The sequence below is a fragment of the Nostoc sp. genome (genome assembly GCF_036917575.1).
Lineage (GTDB): Bacteria > Cyanobacteriota > Cyanobacteriia > Cyanobacteriales > Nostocaceae > Nostoc.
In genome coordinates, this window is sequence record NZ_JBALDC010000022.1 from 12473 (window position 1) to 32013 (window position 19541).

At 39.4% G+C, this 19541-nt stretch carries 9 protein-coding genes and 1 pseudogene; 9 read left to right on the forward strand and 1 reads right to left on the reverse strand.

The features are described 5' to 3' along the window. The first annotated feature begins 728 nt into the window (after positions 1 to 728). Complete coding sequence (locus V7K79_RS05200) at positions 729 to 923, forward strand: hypothetical protein (RefSeq protein ID WP_335045340.1); 195 nt, start codon at positions 729 to 731, stop codon at positions 921 to 923. Positions 924 to 1005: 82 nt separating this feature from the next. On the opposite strand, the pseudogene V7K79_RS05205 reads toward V7K79_RS05200, so the two are convergent. Further along, positions 1006 to 1167: pseudogene (locus tag V7K79_RS05205) on the reverse strand (IS1 family transposase); the annotation flags it as partial. Between the two features lie 836 nt (positions 1168 to 2003). On the opposite strand from V7K79_RS05205, the gene V7K79_RS05210 reads away from it, so the two are divergent. The 8 genes from V7K79_RS05210 to V7K79_RS05245 all read left to right on the forward strand — a co-directional run bounded on the left by V7K79_RS05210 (position 2004) and on the right by V7K79_RS05245 (position 19313). Continuing rightward, positions 2004 to 3647 carry a sigma-70 family RNA polymerase sigma factor gene (locus V7K79_RS05210; protein ID WP_335045343.1) on the forward strand — a complete coding sequence of 548 codons (1644 nt, stop codon included), beginning with the start codon at positions 2004 to 2006 and terminating at the stop codon, positions 3645 to 3647. Positions 3648 to 3670: 23 nt separating this feature from the next. Then, positions 3671 to 4948: a DUF1822 family protein gene (locus V7K79_RS05215; RefSeq protein WP_335045345.1), complete on the forward strand. Its 1278-nt coding sequence runs from the start codon at positions 3671 to 3673 to the stop codon at positions 4946 to 4948. A gap of 284 nt (positions 4949 to 5232) precedes the next feature. Continuing rightward, positions 5233 to 7545: a CHASE2 domain-containing protein gene (locus tag V7K79_RS05220; RefSeq protein ID WP_335045347.1), complete on the forward strand. Its 2313-nt coding sequence runs from the start codon at positions 5233 to 5235 to the stop codon at positions 7543 to 7545. 30 nt (positions 7546 to 7575) lie between these two features. Then, entirely contained in the window at positions 7576 to 8403 is an 828-nt protein-coding gene (locus V7K79_RS05225; RefSeq protein WP_335045348.1) for a DUF928 domain-containing protein, read from the forward strand. A gap of 62 nt (positions 8404 to 8465) precedes the next feature. Then, a complete protein-coding gene (locus V7K79_RS05230; protein ID WP_335045349.1) occupies positions 8466 to 12098 on the forward strand; it encodes a two-partner secretion domain-containing protein in 3633 nt (1210 codons plus the stop codon). A gap of 47 nt (positions 12099 to 12145) precedes the next feature. Further along, positions 12146 to 15016, forward strand: coding sequence for a CHAT domain-containing protein (locus V7K79_RS05235; RefSeq protein WP_335045351.1), 2871 nt, complete (start codon positions 12146 to 12148; stop codon positions 15014 to 15016). Positions 15017 to 15484: 468 nt separating this feature from the next. After that, positions 15485 to 16018 (forward strand): translation initiation factor IF-3, encoded by a 534-nt coding sequence (infC, locus tag V7K79_RS05240; protein ID WP_335045353.1) that lies wholly within the window; start codon positions 15485 to 15487, stop codon positions 16016 to 16018. Positions 16019 to 16307: 289 nt separating this feature from the next. Next, a complete protein-coding gene (locus V7K79_RS05245) occupies positions 16308 to 19313 on the forward strand; it encodes an MFS transporter (protein ID WP_335045355.1) in 3006 nt (1001 codons plus the stop codon). Positions 19314 to 19541: the final 228 nt, after the last annotated feature.

Here is a 19541-nt window from a genome sequence, read left to right on the forward strand (position 1 = left end):
GATGACAGAGACGGATCCACAACGGCGGCGGCAGTTGCAGGAGCGGGAGATGCAGCCAATACCGGAGCGGCAGCGGCCGTTCTCGACCCTGTCGGAGGCGCTGCCGCAGCATGATGAGTCGCGGCCGCCGTCGTACCAGTCGCAGCATCAGCTACCGCCGCTGCCAGGACCACCGCCGCAGCGACCGCTACCGCAGCGACCGCTGCCGCAGCAGGGGACCCAGCGACGGAATTCGGCGTTCCTCTCGTCATCGTCATCATCATCGTCATCGTCATTGCCGTCGCTCTCGGAGTTTCCGATGCCACCGATGCGGCGACCGCCGGGAGCGGGAGGGCAGCGTCGTCGCTAAATTTGCCGATTCAGCAACTGTAATCGCGGCGCAGATGAGGAGCAGTTGGAGATAGCCCGAAAACCAAGTGAGAAACAGTGCGGATGGAAATGGCAGGGTAAATCAATTTAATTATGGACACAAACAGAGAACAATCCTCTAGAGGTAGGACGCGATCGCCGCAGCGCAGATGAGGACGCAGTTGGAGATACCCCGCAAATCAATTGAGAAACAGTGCGGATAGAAATTTTAATTCAAATAATTCTGTCTATAGTCTTGTGAATTAATGAAATAACCCTGTTTATAGACATAAGTCTACTGACATTTCATAGTCCACTAAACTAGTATGAACTTAATTGAAGTCACTCTTTAATACCGTTTCAATTATGAGGTGAAAATCATGGAATCAATTGGATACTTTTTTAGTAGAGTTTTCGGCGGATTTATTGATAGACTATCCGATCAAATGAGATACAAGATAACCGATATTGCTGAATCAAAAATCAGAGAAGCAGTTGAAAAACCATTTAATCAAAGTACAACAAACAACCAGCAAACAACAACCGAGCGTCAAAATAAAAACACCAAATCTTAATTGAGACTATGTCGCTTTCTTAAAATAAAACTAGAGTAAGAAAAATCGTCTAGTAGTTTTAAATAGGTAAGGATAGATAGCCTTAAATCTGTAGTAACTCATTATGATAGCGATAGGTGAAATACCAGATAGCTCCAATATGGTTTTCTAAATTTTTGGAGAATGACAACGTTTATCTAATCAAACGTGAAACTCTTTGAAGTAAAGTACAGTTAAATCTCTCAATGCCGTTAGTTTTACCACTGTAGAAATTTGTGGCTGGATTTAAGGTTGTATAGCAGGAGGCAGGAGGCAGGAGGCAGAAGGCAGGAGGTAAAACTATTACTATTCCTAGCTTTCACTCTTTTAAAATGTCCTAACCTATGTGACTACGGCTATATCGTCAAAACTTACTGAGGATAAAAGATTCCTCATTAATCGGATCTGCTTATACAGCAACTTCAAAAATTTGAGACACAAATCCAGTCAGAGTTTTAAAAGTTACTTCTGATTTTTGCTTTCGCAAAGTGACAAATGAGGAGTATCAAGCACTGTAACGATTGTAGGTTTTGTCATACGTCAAAAACATTTGTCTTTTGTTATACCTTAATTTATGTGCCAGTCGCGTAAGCTTTGAAATTATTTATTTTTCCTAGCTTGCTAAAACCAGTCTTTTTGTTGTTTGATAAATAAATATTTTATGGTGACAAGGTAAAAGTATAAGCATTTTGACCAATTTCTACCCTCAAGTTTTTATAATGCCTACAGCCTGCATAATTAACTTGCTTTGTTCCCAATAAGTTCAGTAAAGCTAAAATCATATAAAACAATGCAGTGTATTTGATACTTGCATATTGCTGGGAGCAACGCGATTTGATGAAATTGGGGTGAAATTATCAATTACATCAGTAAATTATCAATAAAACCAGGTTTTTTTGTTGCGATGCTGACAGAAGCTACGCCTATACGTAGCATAACGGAGGTAATCACATCCCGAAATAGCCTATTTCCATTTTTAGTTTTAGCAGATCACCAAATCGCGTTGCTCCCCTTGCATATATTATTGTAAACCTCATTTTGCTGTCCACTAGGGGAAAAATAATGGTGCTTAATTTTACCAATGTATATAGCATTCCTGTACTACCAAAACGGAGGGATAATCTTAATAAATTTTCTACCTATATTATGCTGACTAACCAAAATAATCAATTAGTGTTGCAATGGAAACATCAACCTTCTCTGCAACGTAATTTGAAGTTATATGAAGAAAAGCATCAGGAGTTTTCTAATTTATTTTCCCACGATGATAAAGGAATAGACATCGCAAATTTTTGGCGAAAAGTAGCATTTGATGAATCACAATCAATAGCAGATTGGGAGCCGAGTAATAAAATACAACTTGCCTATGAACATTTAGCAAGTTACTTTGAAGAAAAATGCTATTGGGCTGCTAAAGACTTATGTAAAGAGCGTAACGCCAATTCTTGGGAAGAATATCTATGTATTGCTAGATTGCTAGTTTACAATCCATTAAAATTGAAAGAAATTTTAGTGAAATATAATTCTCAAACTGCGAATGTAGATACATATATAACTAACACATTAATAAACCATATTAAATACTCAGCAGAAGTTAATAGATTTTCACGGTGGAGATTGTTATATAAAAAGAGTGATAAAGAACTCATAGGAGCACTAAAAGTCTTTGGAATAATCGAACCAAAAATTTCATTAATTATTTTTGCTAGAAAATACTTTAAGCAAGTTTATTTAATTAATAAGGTTAAAAATCCAACCAGAACTACAGGTAAAAAATGGATAGCCCCTGACGAAGAAGATTTTTCAAAATCTGCTCAATGTTATAACGTAGAAAAGGTATTACCAACCGCACCACATGAGGTATCTGCTAACTCTACTAAGGTGACTGCAAAACAAATTCAAGATTGGATGGAGATTTGCATTAAAGCTTTAGAAAGTTATCCGATGTCGATTCTACCGAAATTTTCACTTGATGCTTTGCAATTAGATGGATTTGAAGTTAAATCAGAATTACAAGTTCCAGAAATTGAATGGGAAAAGATATCAAGTACTGAGGATATAAGAGAACAAGGATTTTTAGCGAATCAAGCTAATTCAATTTTATCTGAGCAACTTCAATCCATGAAACTGGACGATCAGAAAATTTTACTTTTCTATTATGGATTTGGATTAAATCAAAAACAGCTAGCAGATAAATTGGGAATAAATCAAAGTACAATTTCTCGTTATCTAACTAAATCTACAATCAAACTATTAGAAGCTATAGCCAAAATTTCCCAACCACAACAATGGGTTAAACAGTATGTAAGACGATGGTTAGAAAGCGATTACCATGCACCAGTGTACTCAGATTTGATTCAAGCAGCTTTGGTGTCAGCCATCAAGAAGTTAGTAAAGGAAGAACGCGAGATTTTACAACTTTATTATGGAGAGCAAATAGATGAAGTTAAAATTGCTTCTCAGTTAAGAATTACTTTGAATGAAATAGCTACAAGACTTAATCAAGCAAAAAACAACTTACAAGAAAAATTGATGCAAGAAATAAATATTTGGATGAAAGAGTATTTAGAAAAGTGGTTGAGTAATTATTCTAAATCGCTCATAAAATTAGTGTTAAAAAATGAAGCAGAATTAATCAATAAAGAATTAAAACTAGAAGAAAAGATTTTTCTAGTGGAAAGATACATTCAAAATCAGTTGTATTAACTTTATTTGGGAGAGGGAAGAGAATGTTGAGTTTATCAGATTTCGTAAATATTGACACTAAGCATATTTGGTTGCAGGTAGAGACAGCGGAACAAGAAAAAGTATGGCAGCTTTCTCAACATCACTCAAATGCGATCGCAATTTACAATGCTTATCTTAATCGCATCTGCTTGAGTCGCATACTCACTTGGTTTCAATTATCCTTACAAGAAGCTAGGTTACGCGCAGAGGTATTTCCTAGTGAAGAAAATTTACCTAGTATCTTAGAGATAGTAAATGGCACAGCAATTAAGGTGGGTGAAACCAAGATAGTATTAGTGCCGACTGAAACAATAGATATAGAAGAATTGTGTGTACCGCAAGAATGGGTAGATATTAATAGTTGGGCGGCTGACTATTATATACCAGTACAGGTAAATTTGGATGACGATGATGATTGTTGGATACGAGTATGCGGATTTGCTACCCATCGTCAATTGAAAAACCAAGGCAAATATAATTCAAGCGATCGCACTTATTCTTTACCTATCGAACAGTTAACTGAAAGTTTCACCTTACTTTTTGCTACACTAGGACTGCGTTGGCGAGAAGAAGTATTATCTGAAGTAACTTTGTCAGCAGCAGAAGCTCAAAATTTATTGCAGACATTAAGTGATGCTTCTATTTATTCTCCTAGAGTACATTTGGATATACCATTTGCTCAATGGGCAGCATTAATTTCCAACGAACAGTGGCGACAACAACTGTATAATCAACGTTTAACTAAAGAAAAAAATACTGCACCCACTGCTAAGAAATACTTCTCACCAAGCATAGAATCAATGAATAGCGTCTCTATAGACTCCTCATTTATTCCGATGAACCTTAATCAATGGTTTCAGAAACTATTTACAGCAGGATGGCAACCTATTGACGAAGTTTTAAATTCACAGTTAGGAAATTTAGCATTTGAGTTCAGAAGTTTTTCTGCAACTAGTAAAACAGGTATAAATGGAGTCAAGCTAATTGATTTAGGGGTACAATTAGGAGGACAATCTTTAGCATTGATGCTTGCTCTTTCGCAGGAAGAAGACAAAAAAACTGCTATCATCGTACAAGTTCATCCCACTGGTAATAATAAATATTTACCACCAAATCTAAAAATTATGCTTTTAGAATCGGGAAATATTCTACAACAAATTGAATCGAGAAGCCTGGATTCATACATTCAACTTAACCGTTTTAAAGGTTTAAGCGGAACCAGATTTTCTATCCAACTGACTCTTGATGATTTCAAAATGACAGAAAATTTTTCTATTTGAAATTATATCGAGTTTGGGTAATTACTTATATTATCAATACAGCACAGGTTAGATTTTACAAGGTTTAACCTAACATGAACTTTAAACTAGCGTTGGGTTACGCTTCTCCTATCAAAGACGCTTTGCGAACGCGTTTACGTTCTTCAACCTAGTAATCTACAGATATTATAAGTATTTGAGTAAACTTGAGATTAGCTAATTAGTATTTTCAAGTCATGAATCAATATAAAAATACTTAATAATATACATGAAAAGTGTAAATCATAGCTATTTGATAATTAAAGATGAGTAAGTTAATTGTTATCAGCTTAGAAAAAGGTAACTTAAATGATGGCTTTTTCCCTGTAACTGCACAATTGTGGGAAACTAACAACTCTCGTCCGATAAAGTTTACAGCTAGTTTACCTCCTGCACCAAACATAGCTGAACTCTATAAACGCTTTCAATTAATATATCAAGCACTTTATAAACGATTCGTGAACCGTTCAGGACTCGAAATAGAATCGACAGGTTTAAATAACGTTAGTGAAGTAGATTTTAGTGAAGTTCAAAAACAGTTATATGAAGCAATCAATTCTTGGTTAAATTCTGATTTATTTCGCCCAATAGATCAGAAATTACGAGAGAAATTAGCTTTAGATGAAGAATTTCAAGTTATTATTGAAGCTAGCGATTATCTTTTGCAACGGCTACCTTGGCATTTATGGAATTTTATCGAGCATTATCAATTCTGCGAAGTTGCTGTAAGTACTCCCAAATATGAGCGAGTCAGACCACTACCCAAACAGAAAACAAATAAAGTTAGAATATTGGCAATTTTGGGTAATAGTCAAGGAATTGATATTCAGCAAGATCGAAATATTTTAAAACAATTACCAAATGCATCAATAGTATTTTTAGTAGAGCCTTCACGTCAGGAATTAGATAAGTGGCTTTGGGATGAACAAGGCTGGGATATACTGTTTTTTGCAGGCCACAGTCATAGCCAAGATGAGCGTGGTCGGATATATATAAATAAAACTAGTAGTTTAACGATAACCGAGTTGAAAAATGCGTTGAGTTACGCAATTTCACGCGGCTTAAAAATAGCTATTTTTAATTCTTGTGATGGTTTGGGATTAGCGCGACAGTTAATTGATTTGCAAATTAACCAAATTATTGTCATGCGGGAAGAAATACCCGACTTTATAGCACAAGAGTTTGTGAAATATTTCTTGGGAGCTTTTTCTGAAGGTCAATCTTTCTATTTAGCTGTGCGTTATGCACGTTCAAGATTACAGGGTTTGGAAGAGGAATTTCCTGGTGCTTCTTGGCTACCTGTGATTTATCAAAATATAGCGGAAGAGACTTTAACTTGGCAAGAATTATCTGGTGAAACTAACATAACTGCTTTCCCAAAATTGACACTGCGGAATCTGAAAACCACATTTTTAGTGAGTGTCTTGGTCGCCAGCTTAATTACGGGAGTGCGATCGCTCGGCTTCATGCAACAATGGGAACTATCAGCTTTCGACTCAATGATGCGGATGCGACCTGATGAAGGTGCAGATAAACGTCTTTTAGTGATTACTGTCACCGAAGCAGATATTCAGGCTCAACAACAAAGACAAAAATCATCACTATCAGATAATACGCTACAACAACTATTGCAAAAATTGTCACTTTACAAACCAAGAGCCATTGGTTTAGATATTTATCGAGATTTTCCGGTAGATTCTCAATATGCAGATTTAGCGACTCGTTTGCGAACAAACAACAACTTTATTGGTATCTGTCAAGTTAGTGGTAGCAAACAGCAAGCGGTTGGGATATCACCACCACCAGAAATTCCACCTAGTCGTATAGGTTTTAGTGATATTGTATTTGATAGCGATTTGGTAATCCGTCGTCATCTACTATCTATGACACCAGAACCGGAATCAAATTGCAAGTCGCGCTACTCCCTTAACTTCCAACTCGCACAACAATATTTAGCCAAACAAAACATCCAATTCCATATTACTGACGACGGCTACTTGCAGCTTGGCAAAGTAGTTTTTAAACCTATAGATGTCCCTACAGGTGGTTATCAACAATTTAACGCCGGAGGACATCAAATACTACTCAATTATCGCTCTTCGCGGGAGGTTGCAAAACAAATCACTGTCGCACAAGTCCTGAATAATCAATTCAACCCCGACTGGGTAAAAGATAAGATTGTTTTGATTGGCGTTGACTCACAAAGCGCTAAAGACTATTTTCTTACACCATACAGTATGGCAACTACCCCCAACCAGGAAATTCCAGGGGTACTGCTTCACGCACACATGCTAAGTCAAATTCTAAGTGCTGTTTTAGACAAGCGACCACTGTTGTGGGTTTTACCTGCATGGGGTGAAATCCTGGGGATTTGCGGTACGTCTTTGGTAGCCGGAATATTAGCTGTATACAGTCGGTCACTATTAAAACTTGCTATTGTCATCAGTGCTGAATTACTCATCCTCTACGGTTGCTGTTTTATTCTCTTGCTACATGGAGGTTGGATGCCATTTCTTCCCTCTGCACTGGGATTAATAATCACTGGAATCAGTGTAAAAAGTGCGAAAAATTATTCATAAAAATAACTATAAATAATTGAAAATTTGATCATGACTCAAATCAACTTTCTTTCACCACTAAAAGCATTCTTTTTGAGTACAACTTTTTTGTTAGTTAATATTACGCAATTATCAGCACAATCTCAGCAATCAAACACGACAAAAATAAATTTTGTTCAGCCAATCTTAGATAGACAACCAGAAAATCGGGGTGCACCAAGAGACAGAAGAGGTGCAGGAACTCGCGGTGATTGCCCAGTTAGCTCAGTTACGAACAAACCTCTTACCGCCTTAGTACCTTTAGTATCAAAAACTGCAAATCAGAAGCAAGCAATAACAGGCAAAGATACCACACAATATGTTTTAAGCTTAACCACAGATAAACATCCAACTTTTTGGTTTTACGTTCCCTATTTACCCAAGAATATCAACTCAGTGAAATTTGTCTTATTGGATGAAAAAAATAACTCTCTTACCAAAGAACCAATTCCGATTAGTTTATCCAACACACCAGGAGTGATTAGGATTAGTGTTCCGACAACAGAGAAACCCCTGGAAATTGGACAATATTATCACTGGTACTTTTTAATTGATTGTAACCCGCAAAGCCGCTCAGAAGATATAGCAGTTGAAGGATTAGTGGAACGCATTGTCCCAAAAGATGAATTAACACGTCGCTTACAGACAGCAACCCCACGTCAGCGAGTAGCTCTTTATGCTCAAGCAGGTATTTGGCAAGACGCTCTAACTACTTTAGGAGAACTTCGCACTCGCCAAAGCCAAGATGCAAGCTTGGCAACTGATTGGAAAGATTTGTTGGATTCTGTGGGGTTGGAAGATATTTCTACCGAAGCGATCGCACCATGTTGTACTTTCTAACATGGGGAAATCGCATTGGATATCTGCAAAAACATTTTCTATTTTTTTAGAGGAATACAATTTTGAAAAAATATCTGCGTTTTGGGTGCTTTAGAGGATTAGAAATTGCGATCGCCCAAGTCCTAACTTGTCAGTTCGCTGGTACAATCATATTCTCTGCTAATTGCGCGATCGCCCAAATCACACCGGATGGTACTCTGCCGAATAATTCTACTGTCAAATTAGATGGCAACACCAGAATTATTGAGGGTGGAACGACAAGAGGCACTAATCTATTTCACAGTTTCTCTGAGTTTTCTGTTCCCAATGGAACTACTGCTTTTTTCAATAATTTACCAGATATTCAGAACATCCTGACACGAGTAACAGGTAATTCAATTTCTAATATTGATGGCTTAATTCGTGCTAATCTTAACGGGAAAGCAAACTTATTCTTACTTAATCCGAATGGAATTGTATTTGGAAAAAATGGCAGCTTAGATATTCGTGGTTCTTTTGTTGCAACAACAGCCAACGCTTTACAATTCGGTAGTCTAGGCAGCTTCAGCGCTACAAATCCAGAAGCACCTTCATCGTTACTGACGATTAACCCTTCAGCTTTTTTATACAACCAAATCCCTACAGGAGCAATTCAAAATAACTCAGTTGCACCTGCTGGTCCTCATTTAGCAGGTTTTGATACATACGGTTTGCGAGTACCTGATGGTAAAAGCTTATTACTAATCGGTGGTAATGTATCGATGGATAATGGGCAATTAAATGCTTATGGTGGACGAATCGAATTAGCAGGATTAGCTGCTCCAGGAAGTATAAATCTTGCTATTAATGGCGACACTTTTACTACTCAAGTACCTGAATTATCCAGAAGTGATGTATTTTTGAATAATGGTGCGATCGCTAATGTTTCTTATGAGAGTGGTGGTAGTATTGCAGTCAACGCACGCAACATAGATTTGTTAAAAGGAAGTGCACTCAATGGTGGTATCGAGGCAAATTTAGGATCGGTAACTGCAAAAGCAGGAAATATTACTCTTAACGCCACGGAAGCAACCAGAATAGAAGAGGGAAGCGAAATTAGAAACCAAGTTAGAACGAATGGTAGCGGCAATGCTGGTGATATTAATATTGCTACTGGCTTATTGTCCGTAAAGGGTGGATCTGGAATTTACACTCGTTCCTTGGGCGATCATTCCTTGCTGCGTCCAGGTAATGCCGGCAATATCAATATCAATGCTCGTGGACAAGTCTCTTTTCTAGATGGAAGTTTTGGCTCGACTACTTTAGAACCTACAGAACCTACAGATATAGGAAAAAGTGGAGATTTGCAGATTCAAGCTGATTCTGTGTTGGTTGGTAACGGCTCTCAATTAAAGGTTAGTACTTTAGGTACGGGAGATGCTGGCAATTTAACAATTGATGCTCGTAATACCGTTGATTTTTATAATAATTCTTTTGCCTTGAGCCAGGTTGAAAAAGGAGAAGGTAATGGCGGGATTATAAAAATCAACACAGATTCACTGACACTGAACGATAATTCGTTTCTTAGTGCCAGTACCCTTGCAAAAGGAGATGCAGGCAGTGTGAAAATACAAGCTGGCGATACTGTATCCTTTGCAAATAATAGTAAGGCGGATACCGCAGTTCAACCAGGCGGCCAAGGAAATGGAAATGACCTTTCAATCCAAGCAAGGTCAGTTTCGGTTACTGATGGGTCATTTTTAACAGCAGGTACTTTCGGTGAAGGCAACGCAGGTAATGTACTAATTGATGCTACCGATTCGGTTCTATTTGATGGTAGTAAAAGTTATGCTGCTAGCAGCGTAGGTTTACGAGATTATGGCGAAGGTTCAGGCAACGGAGGTATAGTAAAAATCTCTACAGGTTCGCTTCAGCTGACCAACCAAGCCATATTAACAGCAGAAAGCTATGGCAAAGAAGGAAATGCAGGTAATGTGATAATTGATGCCCGCGATAGCGTCTCTCTATCAGATGGAAGTTCTATAAAAACCCTGTTGGGAGGGCAAATAAAGGGTAAAGCAGGTAATATCAGCATTAGCACAGGTTCACTTTCAGTTGCCAGTGGTTCCTCGTTCCAAGCTGATACTTATGGAGAGGGAGACGGAGGTAATATTAGTATTAAAGCAAAAGATAATGTGTCTTTTATAACTGAGGGAGGAGCTTATACCAGAGTACAATTAGGTGCAAATGGCAAGGGGGGCAATATAGATGTTACAGCGGATTCTTTAACCCTGAGCGATGGTTCCTTTTTAGCAGCAAGTACTCTAGGACAAGGAAATTCTGGCAGTGTAACTATTAACGCCGCTAATGCCGTTAATTTAAGTGGAGTCAGCAAAGAAGGTTTTCCAGGAGGCATTTACAGCGAAGTTGCGACCATTCAACCAAATAGTAATGGAGGCAATGTAAATATCACTGCTAGATCGTTGAAAGTTACTGATGGTGCCCGCTTGGCTACTAGTACAAATGGTAATGGAAATGCTGGTAGTGTCAATATCAATGCGACTGATTTCGTTTTATTTGATGGTGTAAGCAGTAACAACAACAGAAGTGGTGCTTATAGTCTTGTGTTACCTCTAGGAACAGGTGCGGCAAATGATATTAATATTAATACAGGCTCACTTTTTTTGCGAAATGGTGGGATCTTGAGCGCAGGCACGCAGGGAGAAGGGAATGCAGGAAAAATAAATCTGTTTGCCCAAGATATGGTATCTATTGATGGAGCAAGCGCTAATGGATTGCCAAGTACGATTGAGAGTAAGGTAGCAGAAAATGCTGTGGGCAATGGAGGTGATGTTGATGTTACAACTAGGTCGCTTTTTATTACCAATGGCGCTGAACTATCTAGCAGCAGTCAGGGGAATGGAACAGCAGGCAATTTAACAGTAAATGCTAATTTGATTGATCTTGACAACCGAGGCAAAATTTCAGCTGACACCATCGCCGGACAAGGCAATATAAATCTAAATCCCAGAAATTTATTATTAATGCATCGTAATAGTGAAATCACCACTAAAGCTTCTGGAAACAATATTACTGGTGGAAATATTACAATCGATGGCAAAAATGCCTTTGTTGTTGCAGCTGCAAATGAAAATAATAATATTCGTGCTGATTCGGAAAACTTTCGTGGTGGAAATATCACAATTAATGTCGCTCAAATCTTTGGTTTTCAATCTCCAACAACATCATTTCCACTAATAAATAGTATTACTGCAACAGGAGCAAGTTCTGACTTGAGCGGAAATATACAAATCAATACCTTTGATACAGACCCTAGTAAAGGATTAGTTTCTTTAACAGCAGATGTGGTTGATGTCGCCCGTTTAGTAGACGATAATATCTGCGCCAGAACCGCTAAAAGTAGCTTCACTTATACCGGAAGTGGTGGTTTACCTCCCTCTCCGAACAACACACTTAATAGTGATGCGGTATGGGAAGATTGGCGACTCACGGCTGTACCAAAGGGAAAAGAGGGAGAAAAAGATAAGGGGAACTCGCAGTCTCTTGTGGGGATAAAGGGAGAGAATGATTCCTCACGCCCTACTCAAATTGTGGAAGCGCAGGGGTGGATAATTAATCAGAATGGGGAAGTGACACTCACTGCTTATCCTTCCACAGCTACACTACAGAAAGTGGGAAGCTCATCATTGGGATGTCAACCGCCAATTGCCAATTAATGGACACGCGGTATCAGGCAATGATGATTGTTTAGGAAGGGATTGGAATGGCAAGACTTAATTTTTGGGACACGGCTAGAAAAAAGGGTGGATTTCGCAAGTGGCAAATTATCTTGTTAGCTTTGCTGGGATTTACTTTCAGCTTTAGTGTTCATCTGCTATCGGCTGCTGCCGTTGTCCCAATTATTGAGAAAGTTCCCATTCTATCGAGTCAGCCAATTAGCAATACTTCTATATCCCATAACGAAGTGCCCCAAAGCATTGAACAACTGATGCAAAAGGGCAAGACTTTATACCAATCAGGACAATTTGCCTTTGCGGCGCAAAGTTTTCAGCAGGCTGCACAGATTTATCAGTCCCAAAATGACGCACTCAACCAAGCTTTGGCGTTAAATTTCCTTTCTTTAACTGAGGAAAAACTGGGACATTTGAACCAAGCAAGTGTAGCAATTACAACTAGTCTTGATTTATTAAAGCAAGCAAATTTAAATACTAGTAACGCAAAACATATTCTTGCTCTGGTTCTCAACACTCAAGGCAATTTACAATTAATATTAGGGCAAGTTGAAAATGCTTTGCAATCATGGCAAAAGGCGGCTAAAACCTATATTGAAATTGGTGATAGTGCTGGTAATACTGGTACTTTAATTAACCAGGCTACAGCTTTCCAATCTTTGGGGTTTTACCGCCGCACAATGAAAATATTTGAGCAGGTAGAAAAAAATCTCATTTCGATGCCAAACTCGCTTTTAAAAGCAGATGGATTGCGAAGTTTTGGAAATTCGCTGCTAGCTAGTGGAGATATAGAAAAGTCTCAGAAAATGCTGGAGCAAAGTTTGCTAGTAGCGCAACAGTTGCGATCGCCACAAGAAGAAAGTGCAACTTTACTCAGTTTAGGTAATGCCGCATTCGCAAGGGGCAAGAGAAATCTCATCAAAGAAAGCACTATTGAAGAGGATAATTTTCTCCCGTCGCGGTGTGGACAAACAGTAATGTCTGCCCAAACAGAAGATACCAATTACTTTAAAAAAGCATCTAACTATTATCATGAAATCGCTAATAAGTCAAGTTCTCCGATTATTGCTGTACAAGCCCAACTCAATCGCTTGAGCGCATTGCAGTTTCTTGGGGAACAACCGACGAGCGAATATCTGGGAGCAATTAAATCTGCACTTTCAAATTTAACTCCTAGTCGAGCCGCAGTATACGCCAGAATAAATTTTGCCCAGAGTTTGGTTTGTCTTGAAAAGGCACAGAAGCAGACAACAAAAGAAGTTTTTAATTTCCCAATTCAAAATCAGGATTTCCAAGCAGCAACGAGGGAACAAGCTAAAATCCAAAATCCCGAAGAAATTGTTGAGCTATTAAACACCGCAGTGCAACAAGCCAAAGACATTAAAGACCAACGAGCCGAGTCTTATAGTCTGGGTTATCTGGCTCAATTTTACGAGATGAAAAAACAATTGCCAAACGCACAGCGATATACTGAGTCAGCTTTAAATCTTGCTCAGATCGTAAATGCACCAGATATTGCTTATCAGTGGGAATGGCAACTCGGACGTCTGCTTTCGGTACAAGGAGACTCCCAAAGAGCAGTAGCAGCTTACACCACAGCAGTGGGAACTCTTCAGACTTTACGCGGTGATTTGGTAGCTCTTAATCCCGACATTCAATTTGACTTTCGAGATCAAGTAGAACCAGTATATCGTCAATTGGTAGGATTACTTTTACAATCGGATCAAACGTTGACTGACAAAGCAGTAACCAAACAAGTCAGTCAGAAAAATTTAAAGCAAGCTCGTGAGGTGATTGAAGCTTTACAATTGGCTGAATTAGACAACTTTTTCCAAGATACTTGTATTACCATCCAGCCAACGCAGATTGGGGAAGTGGTGAACAATCCTAATTCAGTGACAGCAGTTTTTTACTCAATTATCTTACCAAACAGCATCGAAATAATTGTCAAATTACCGCATTCTGAAGAATTACGGCATTACACAACTTACAAATCCAAAGTTGAAGTAGAAAAGATTTTAGAAGCACTGCGACAAAAATTAGAACAACGTTATACATTTCGCGATCGCGAGGAGCTTTCTCAAGAAGTATACAACTGGATTATCAAACCTGCCATTGCAGACTTAGAGGAAAATAATGTCAAAAATCTAGTCTTTGTGATGGATGGTTCGTTGCGGAATATCCCAATGGCTGCACTTTACGACGGCAATAAATATTTGATAGAAAAATACAGCGTTGCCCTCTTGCCCGGTTTGCAATTGCTAGCACCCAAACAAAAACAAAGACGATTAGAAGCATTAATCGCCGGATTAACAGAATCTCGCTTCGGCTTTAGTTCCTTATCAAATGTCACTACGGAATTGGAGCAAATAAAGTCTATTATTCCTTCTAAACAACTCATCAACCAAGCTTTTACTGATACCAACATTGAGCAGCAAGTCAGTTCAGTTTCTTTTCCTGTAGTTCACTTAGCAACTCACGGCAGATTCAGTTCTAAAGTTGAAGATACATATATTCTTACTTGGAATCGCAAGATTAATATTAAACTGTTGCGTGAAATACTGCAAACTAGAAAACAAGTAGTAGGGCGCTCCAACCGCGTACCACCTCCAATTGAATTACTTGTTCTTAGTGCTTGTGAAACAGCGAGTGGAGATAAGCGTGCTGCTTTGGGACTCGCTGGTGTTGCTGTGCGTTCCGGCGCACGCAGTACCCTGGCTTCATTGTGGCAAGTAGATGATAAATCTACTTCCGTTCTGATGAGTAAATTCTATGAACAATTAACAAAAAATCCCAATTTAAGTAAAGCAGAAGCCCTACGTCGCGCTCAAGAGTTTGTTTTGAAGGATAAAGAACATCCATTTTATTGGGCACCCTATGTTTTAGTGGGGAATTGGCTTTAAAGTAATCTGCACCTTGCGGGTTTTGGGAGATTTAGCTTTCAAAATCTAAATTTGGCTCAAAGGCTAGTACCACAAGGCGAAAGTCAAAAGTCATGCATAATAATTGTATTTCAGGCTTTTACTCCATTTGAAATGGTATGTTTATTTAGGCCGTGTTGTACTAGTCCTGATAATGTGACTCAATGCGATCGCCTACGGTGGGCAGTTACGCGATCGCAAAAAGTCTTGCTAAATAATTGTAATAATATTTAATATGAGTCTAAGTTGTCTAATTTAGATTAACTATCGCAGAGAAATTCTTTTAGACTAAATAAAATGACAAATACAAAGAGGCAACTATTTTATAGATTAGTTACCCTAGAACTGGAGACTATGTTTTCAGTCCTGAGTTACTTCTGTATTTTGCCTCTGAGGCATACCAATTTAGACCACACCAAATCCTTCATTTAAGAGCTCCCACAAATCATAATGCCTGTGATTGAGAAGAAAAGAACTCGCGATTTGCCCCAAATTAACGAACGAATTCGCTTCCCTAAAATTCGGGTGATTGACACTGACGGTGCTCAACTGGGAATTTTGCCTCCACAGGAAGCACTACAACTAGCAGAAGAAAAAGAGCTAGATTTGGTGCTAATCAGCGATAAAGCTGACCCGCCAGTTTGTCGGATTATGGACTACGGGAAATACAAGTTTGAACAGGAAAAAAAGGCGCGGGAAGCCCGGAAAAAGCAGCACACGGCTGATGTCAAAGAAGTTAAGATGCGCTACAAAATAGAAGAACACGACTACAACGTGCGTGTTAAGCAAGCAGAGCGCTTTTTGAAAGATGGCGATAAAGTCAAAGCGACTGTGATGTTCCGGGGTCGAGAAATTCAACACAGCGACTTAGCGGAAGATTTGCTCAAGCGAATGGCAACTGATTTGGAGCCTTTTGGTGAGCTTCAACAAGCGCCTAAAAAAGAAGGACGAAACATGATGATGCTCATCTCGCCTAAAAAATAATTCTTTAACTATTTAATAGACCAAGTTTGAAAATCCCCTGGCTAAAAGAAAGTTAGGGGATTTTTTGATGTTTTGTTTCCATGCAACATGCACCCAAAGCTGTGAGGTTGTATCAATTTATCTAAAATCGATAATTCTCAAGCCTGAGTGGGAAACATAATACTCAGTTGCTCAGGACTTTTGCTATTTCCAAGAGATGAAGGACAAGGAAGACAAAAACCCCTGCCCCCCTGCCTCCCCTGCTCCCCCTGCCCCATTAGGCGGTGATACTACCAGAAAATAAAACTGCATGGAACTGAAAAATCACTGGTTGGCTGCAAATAAAGTTGCTTTACCACGACTACTACAGTGGGTGAATCTCCGACCGGAGGAGAGTGAACGAACCCAGATAATGTTTCTTTTCTACACAATTGTATGTGTAGGATTGCGGTGGGCAGAAGACAGTACGGTGGCGCTGTTTTTGGATGAATATGGAACTCATCTACTACCGTGGATGTACATTGCTAATGCGGTAATGAGTGCCGGACTGGTCTTTTTATACTCTTGGCTGCAAAAGATTTTTCCTTTACGTCGGGTAATTGTGGCGATCACACCTTGCATGTTGATGCCATTAATTTTATTAGTTGTATTACGTTGGGGATCGCATTTTGCCTACCTGGCAGTGATATCAGCTTTTCTACTGCGGTTATGGGTAGATGCACTTTATGTGGTCAATGACCTCAACACTTCCATTGTTGCCAACCAAATATTTAATATTCGGGAGATTAAAAGAACTTACCCACTCGTGAGTAGTGGTCTTTTAGTAGCAGATGTAATCAGTGGCTTTAGTTTGCCTTGGCTATTGCAATACACCACACTGAATAAGATCATCTTCATCGCCTGTATGGTGATTTTATTAGGATCGGGGATTCTATTCTATTTAACTCATCATTATCGAGCAGCTTTTCCTGAAACTCCACAAAGACTAGTTCCCGAACAACAAGCTTCACGAGAGCGTTTCATTAAAAGTCCGCTAAAGCGGTACGTTTGCCAGTTGTTTGCTTTTGTGGGTCTGTTGCAAGTTATTGGGTTGTTAATAGATTTTCAGTATTTACGCGAGCTCCAATCCAATTTGGACGACCGAGAACTTGCGAGCTTTTTGGGTCTTTTTGGTGGAATGTTAGGACTGTGTGAGTTGTTGTTGCAGTGGTTTTTTTCCAGCCGCCTCATCGAACGAATGGGGGTATTTTTCACGGCCACGCTTTTACCAATCACCGTCGGCTTTTCACTCCCAGGAATGCTGGTATTGCTACATTTAATTCCAGCCATCCAATCGCAAAGCTTTTTCTGGGGTTTGATAATTGTCAAATTCTGCGACGAACTTCTGCGTTACACCTTTGTCATGAGTAGCGGCCCCATTCTGTATCAACCGATTCCAGAGGCAATTCGCAGCCGGATGCAGACTTTATCTGGTGGAACAGCCGAAGCGATCGCTACAGGTTTGACAGGAGTGCTAATTTTCGCAACTATCTTGTTTTGTGGGCGGTTTGTACCGGAACCACTACAAAAATGGGTGTTGGTAGCAGAAACAATGCTGATAACTGGCACTTGTCTAACAGTAGTTTGGGAATTGCGATCGCGCTATGTGGAACTGTTAGTCTTGAGTGTAGCGCGGGGTCAGTTGAGTGCAACCAATGTCGGCTTACGATTTTTCAAACAGGGTGTAGTCAAAGCTTTAGCAGAAAAAGGCTCTGAGGCTGATAAGCGCTCTTGTATTGAACTTTTAGCCCAAATTGATTCCCAAGGAGCTGCGGAAGTTTTAGCACCTCTACTATTAAAGTTAACCCCAGATTTGCAGCGCCAAAGTTTAGAAGTGATGCTGATGGGAGGTGTAAATCCGGTTTATCTAGCCGCCATCCGTCCTTTGTTAGAAGAATCCCAAGAAACTAATCCTGAAGTTTTTGCCTTAGCGCTGCGTTACGTTTGGCTGGCTGAACCAAATCCCAATTTAAGCCTCTTAGAAGAATATTTACACCCCCGGCAAAACTCACTTATCCGCGCCACCGCCGCCGCTTTAGTTTTACGCCAAGGAACGCCGATGCAAAAGGTAGCAGCTACTCAAACCATGCGTCGGATGCTGACTCATAAACAAGAACGGGAACGGATGAATGGAGTTAGAGCGCTTAGAGAAGCAGTTTATTTGCAGGCATTGCGGATTCATATCCCAAATTTATTACAAGATGAGTCACTACGGGTGCGCTGTGCCGTATTAGAAATGATTGCAGCCACCCATTTAGAAGAATACTATTCAGCACTGATTGCAGCACTTTATTACAAATCAACTCGCAGCACAGCCATGTCAGCGCTAGTACGACTAGAAAATGAAGCTTTAGAAATGCTGTTGCGGTTGGCGACCAATATTTACAAACCAGAAGTAGTACGAATGTATGCTTGGCGTACCATTGCTCAAGTTGGTACCCAGCAGGCATTGGAGACTTTATGGGAAAAGTTGGAGACATCCTGGGGTACTACTAGAGATCATATTCTCCGCAGCTTATTAAAAATACACAAACAACCAGGAATCAAAGGTTTAGTAGATCGGTTTTATGAAAGTCGAGTGGAAAATTTAATTAAGCAGGAATTAAAGTTTTTAGGTGAAATTTACGCTGCATATATTGACTTTCAAATACTAGATCAAAAAGAAAATCATCAATCTAGTGAAAGGATTGTGATTGTCTGTGAATTACTGCAACGCGCCCTTCTAGAATTAGAATTGGATGTGAAAGAGCGGCTGCTACTATTACTGAGACTGCTTTACTCGCCAGAAAAAATGCAGGCAGCATCCTTCAATCTGCGATCGCTCTCAGTGGTAAACTTAGCGCGGGGCTTAGAAATTTTAGAGCATACTATAACTTTGCCTTCAAAGTCTTTATTGCTGAATATTTTAGATAACCGACCACAGGCAGAAAAATTACAATATCTTATAGAAGCCAAGATCGTAGAATATGAGAACATGGTAGTTAGCGATCGCCTCCACAGATTGCTGACGTTAGGTAATTTACTTTCTGACTGGTGTTTAGCTTGCTGTTTTCATTATGCTCAAGTTACACGCATCCGACTAACCAGTTCTGAGATATTAGTGAGTTTGCGTCATCCCACCGGCTTTGTCAGAGAAGCTGCGATCGCATACTTAAATATGGTTTCATATCGCGTTCTCCTGCAAATCCTCCCCCAGTTACAAAAAGATCCACATCCTTTAGTATCCGTTCAAGTTAAAGAGCTGCTCGAAAAACACAAGTTTAAAAATTGTAATTGAAAAAACCTCTGCTAGAATAATTTTTTTGTTTTCATTGCTACTAAATAGTATTGACAAAGCAAGGTTTTGAATTTGAGCTAAAGGCAGTATTTGAGGTTTAATATAGCCGTAGTCACACAGGTTAGGACATTTTGAAAGGGTGAAAGCTAGGAATAGTAATAGTTTTACCTCCAGCATAGCTGCCTTCTGCCTCCAGCATAGCTGCCTTCTGCCTTCTGCCTCCTGCCT

Excerpts from the sequence above, each read along its gene's own strand:
- V7K79_RS05200 (WP_335045340.1), top strand. The coding sequence starts at position 729 with ATGGAATCAATTGGATACTTTTTTAGTAGAGTTTTCGGCGGATTTATT.
- V7K79_RS05210 (WP_335045343.1), top strand. The coding sequence starts at position 2,004 with ATGGTGCTTAATTTTACCAATGTATATAGCATTCCTGTACTACCAAAA.
- V7K79_RS05215 (WP_335045345.1), top strand. The coding sequence starts at position 3,671 with ATGTTGAGTTTATCAGATTTCGTAAATATTGACACTAAGCATATTTGG.
- V7K79_RS05220 (WP_335045347.1), top strand. The coding sequence starts at position 5,233 with ATGAGTAAGTTAATTGTTATCAGCTTAGAAAAAGGTAACTTAAATGAT.
- V7K79_RS05225 (WP_335045348.1), top strand. The coding sequence starts at position 7,576 with ATGACTCAAATCAACTTTCTTTCACCACTAAAAGCATTCTTTTTGAGT.
- V7K79_RS05235 (WP_335045351.1), top strand. The coding sequence starts at position 12,146 with ATGGCAAGACTTAATTTTTGGGACACGGCTAGAAAAAAGGGTGGATTT.
- infC (WP_335045353.1), top strand. The coding sequence starts at position 15,485 with ATGCCTGTGATTGAGAAGAAAAGAACTCGCGATTTGCCCCAAATTAAC.
- V7K79_RS05245 (WP_335045355.1), top strand. The coding sequence starts at position 16,308 with ATGGAACTGAAAAATCACTGGTTGGCTGCAAATAAAGTTGCTTTACCA.